We start from the raw sequence: 4,123 nt of genomic DNA on the forward strand, positions 1-4,123 counted from the left end.
AACAGTAAAATAGATGAGTTATCTGAATATAAAAACTCTTTGAAACAGAAATGTTCGAAATTGAGTGAGATAGATAAAGTATATAAAAATCTCTATGAGCAGATACCAAGATATTATGAGTTGCAGGAGGAGAATCTGATGAGTCTTCTTGCTCCACCAGTAAAACAGAAGATGTTTTCATGGAGTTGATAGAGGAGTCTATCTCTGCACTAGAGGATATGAAAAAGTATCCAAAAGAGTTATATTCTATTGGTGATAGAGGATTGTTAAAAAGAGCAAAAGTCTCTATGGTTGGAACACGAAGACCATCTAACTATACAAAACAGTTTACTTATACATTAGCTAAAGCATTGTCTAGTAGAGGGGTTTGTATAGTAAGTGGCGGGGCAATGGGTGTAGATGCTATCTCTCATAATGGAGCAGGGGTAGAGAATACGATTGCAGTAGTAGCAAACAGTTTAGATGTTCGTTATCCTGCTGTAAATAGGTCTCTTATAGAGCAGATAGAGCAGAGAGGATTGATGTTGAGTCAGTTTTCCCCAACATTCAAAGCGACTCCGTGGAGTTTTGTAGTGCGAAATGAGTTGGTTGTTGCTCTGGGTTCTGCTCTTATAGTTACAGAGGCTGATGAGGGTAGTGGCTCTATGCGTTCTGTGGAGTTTGCCCTAAAAATGGGAAGAGAGATATTTGTTCTGCCACATCGTCTAGGAGAGAGTATGGGGACGAATCAGCTTTTGGCTCAAGGGTTAGCAAAACCTATTTACGATATAGAAACTTTTGCAAATAGTTATGGTGTAGTACCTAAAGATGATGCTATAGAGAAAGATGAGTTTTTCTATTTTTGTCAAACCTCACCAACATTTGATGAGGCTATTGCTAAGTTCTCTACAAGAGTTTATGAGGCAGAGTTAGAGGGCTTAATTGCCATAGAGAATGGACTTATCCGTTTAGTTTAAGGTATTTAAAATTTTATGGTTCGGGTGTAAACACGCCGATTCCGAAAATGCAGATTGCATATAAGGAACCGATGGCTTCAGCCCAATGTCAATGAATTAAGGATTTAGACAAGGGAATCCCTTGTCTCTACTGTTTTGAAATTGAAATATTGTAGGGACAATGGCATCGCCTTGTCCTAAAATAGTTCACCTATATCTCTGTCTAAATCTTTATAAGATACCTCACCAGAGTGTATATATTTAACTGTATCATCATGGATTACAAGAGTATATGGTAGTATACCTGTCCACCCAAAAGTCTCTTGTATAGAGTATTGCAGATTGGTAGCATCTTCTCCCTCAACTATAGGGTATCGAATCTTATGTTGATTTATATAGTTACTAGCAACAGGTTTGGACATTCTCTCTTGAGATTGTATAGCAATAACCTCCAATTTACCTCTATATTTTTTGCGAATTTTTCTAAGAACAGGTAACTCATTGATACAGTGGGGGCAATCTTTTCCAAACATCTGTAGTATGACTACTTTCCCTCTGTATTCATTAAATGTAAATCCTTTTTCTTTTTCACCAACATGTATAGTTTTTCCTCTTATACTTTTTAGGATATGTTGTTCACCCTGTTTGGGTGTATGATTTAGTTCATTTGCTGAGATGGCTCCTATATCACAGTCGCTATCTTTTGGAGTTCCTGCCTCATCACACGCGATATTGGGGTTACTATTAGGGTTACTATTTGTTGTTACAGGTTTTATATCTTTATACTCCACCTTCTTCTCTATATTTTTATTATCATAGAAATATTTTTGAATACAACCTGTATTTAACAGTGCCAATCCCGAAAGTATAACTATAGATACTACTTTTTTTCTATTCATCTCTATCCTCCTTAAAAGTGTTACTTAGTTAATTTTTCAATTAATTCCTCAAGTGTTTTTTTGGGAATAAAACCTTGCTCCATAGAGTCTACAGCACCATTTTTATCTATAGCAATCAAGAATGGAATAGCCCCATTCCATTGAGCTTTATTTGCGATATAACCCACAAAATCATCATGCTCTTTACCTGTAACTAAATTGTAGTTGATTCCATTCTCTTTTTTAAATGCTTTGAGTTGTTCTACACTATATCTTTGTGCCTCTATTGCAATAATTTCAAGTTTATCTTTATACTTTTCAGTAAGTTCTACAAGCTCTGGTATCTCCTCTTTACATGGAGGACAGTTGTGTCCAAATAGAACCAAAAAGATAGCTTTGCCTTTATGCTCCTCAAAAACTAAGCCATCTTTACTCTCTGTTATATTGAACTTTTCACCTTCAGTATTAGTAAGTGTGAATTTTTCAAACTCTGCTTGTAGTGTTACAGTTAGTGCCAACAGTATGATTAAGATAATTTTTTTCATATTTCATTCCTTATTTAAAATAAACCAAAATGATTATACCCAATAAATAATGTATTTATTGTGTATTTATTGAAAAATCAGTAATTTTGTTTAACTATATTACTTGTTAATAGACTTCTTTCAAAATTAGGAACCGATGGCTTTAGCCTCGTTATATTCGGGACTAAAGTCTCCGATTCCAAATGAGTTTTGAAAGAAGTCTAATAAAGAACCTTATCCTCTATTTCTATCTCGGCCACTACTACCTCTTCTGTTACCTTTACTCTCTCCACGACTGTTGCCTCTGCTCTCTCCTCCACGACTACTACGATTACCACTTCGTCCACGGTTACCACCACGACTTCCGCCACGACCATGACGACTTCTATCACCAGTATCTCGACCTTTTTGATTTTTAGCTTTCTCTATAAGCTTCTCTATCTCCTCTTGACCAAGACCGATAATATTTTTACCTTTTACATCTATCTTCTCTTGGACAATGGTTGCTAGAAGATGAGCAATGGCTACTATATCAATATCATGTTGAAGAGTTTTTACCATATCTATTGCACTTGGAGTAACTTTTGTCTCTACAATTTTCATAAGCAGGTCGTTATCTTTACGACTCTGAACCTCTTGACGAGTTGGTATAACTTCACTTATTAGGGTTGCTCCTACATCTTTTTCAATTCTTTTTATAGTTCTAAGCTCATTCGGAGATACTAGTGTAATCGCCTCACCTTTGTTTCCAGCACGACCTGTTCTACCGATTCTATGAACATAAGACTCTGAATCAAAAGGCATATGGTAGTTAAATACATGAGATACATCATTGACATCAAGACCTCTTGCTGCTACATCGGTTGCGATAAATATCTCTACAAGCCCCTGCTTGAATGAACGAATTGTATGCTCTCTCTGTTTCTGCTCCATATCACCATGTAGGGCAGCCACTTTAAACCCTTGGGATGTCATGTAAGATGATAGTCTATCTACCTCTTTTTTCATTCTACAAAATATGATACATTTGTTTGGATTTTTATAGTCGATAAGTCGCAGTAGAGCATCATCTCTCTCATAGTCAGCAACCACATAAAATTTTTGTGTAATGTCTGTGTTGGTTCTCTCTTTTTTTGTAATAGTTACCGATTTTGGATTGTTCAGAATCTGTTCTGCTAGTACCTTAATCTGCTTTGGCATGGTTGCCGAGAACATTAGAGTCTGTCGCTCTGCTGGTAAAAAGGTAAAGATATTTTTAATCTCATCAAGAAATCCCATGTCGAGCATCTCATCTGCCTCATCCAAGACAACAAATTTTGGACTTAGTGTGATTCTTTTTGATTTTAGTAGGTCTTGAAGTCGCCCTGGGGTCGCTACAATAATATTGGCTTGGTTGATTCTATCTATCTGTCTATTGTATGGTGTTCCACCATAAACTGTAGCTGTTTTAAATCCCGATGTTTTACCAAAACGGAAAAGCTCATCAGAGACCTGCATTGCTAATTCTCGTGTTGGAACGATAACTAGTGCCTCTACACCCTTGTTTCCACTCATCATCTGAATGATTGGTAGACCAAAAGCAGCGGTTTTACCTGTACCTGTTTGAGCTTGTGAGATGATGTCTTTTCCCTCTAATATAAGTGGAATTGAGTCTCTTTGAACGGGGCTTGGCTCTTTAAATCCTGCATCATTGATGGCTTGGTTTAGGGTATCTTTGAAATTAAATTCATTAAATGTCATTGTACTTCTTTGTAATAAAATTTGTAGGGTATGGTATTGTGCATAT

5 protein-coding genes are annotated in these 4,123 nt (G+C 36.4%); 2 read left to right on the forward strand and 3 right to left on the reverse strand.

The annotated features are described in order from the left end of the window. Both GSY74_RS01245 and GSY74_RS01250 read left to right on the forward strand, forming a co-directional pair. Window positions 1–189: hypothetical protein (locus tag GSY74_RS01245; protein ID WP_164663283.1), on the forward strand; the 189-nt coding region annotated here is incomplete at its 5' end. Further along, complete coding sequence (locus GSY74_RS01250; RefSeq protein ID WP_164663284.1) at window positions 180–956, forward strand: DNA-processing protein DprA; 777 nt, start codon at window positions 180–182, stop codon at window positions 954–956. The genes GSY74_RS01245 and GSY74_RS01250, both read left to right, overlap by 10 nt. A 176-nt stretch (window positions 957–1,132) precedes the next feature. Here GSY74_RS01250 and GSY74_RS01255 read toward each other — a convergent pair whose 3' ends face one another. The 3 genes from GSY74_RS01255 to GSY74_RS01265 form a co-directional block, all read right to left on the reverse strand. After that, on the reverse strand, window positions 1,133–1,834 hold the full coding sequence (locus GSY74_RS01255; protein WP_164663285.1) for a TlpA disulfide reductase family protein: 702 nt from the start codon (window positions 1,832–1,834) through the stop codon (window positions 1,133–1,135). Window positions 1,835–1,854: 20 nt separating this feature from the next. Then, window positions 1,855–2,358: a TlpA disulfide reductase family protein gene (locus GSY74_RS01260; RefSeq protein ID WP_164663286.1), complete on the reverse strand. Its 504-nt coding sequence runs from the start codon at window positions 2,356–2,358 to the stop codon at window positions 1,855–1,857. 213 nt (window positions 2,359–2,571) lie between these two features. Then, on the reverse strand, window positions 2,572–4,123 hold a 1,552-nt coding region (locus GSY74_RS01265; RefSeq protein WP_370518755.1), incomplete at its 5' end, for a DEAD/DEAH box helicase.

It is taken from the genome of Sulfurovum sp. bin170 (assembly GCF_010892395.1).
GTDB lineage: Bacteria > Campylobacterota > Campylobacteria > Campylobacterales > Sulfurovaceae > UBA1140.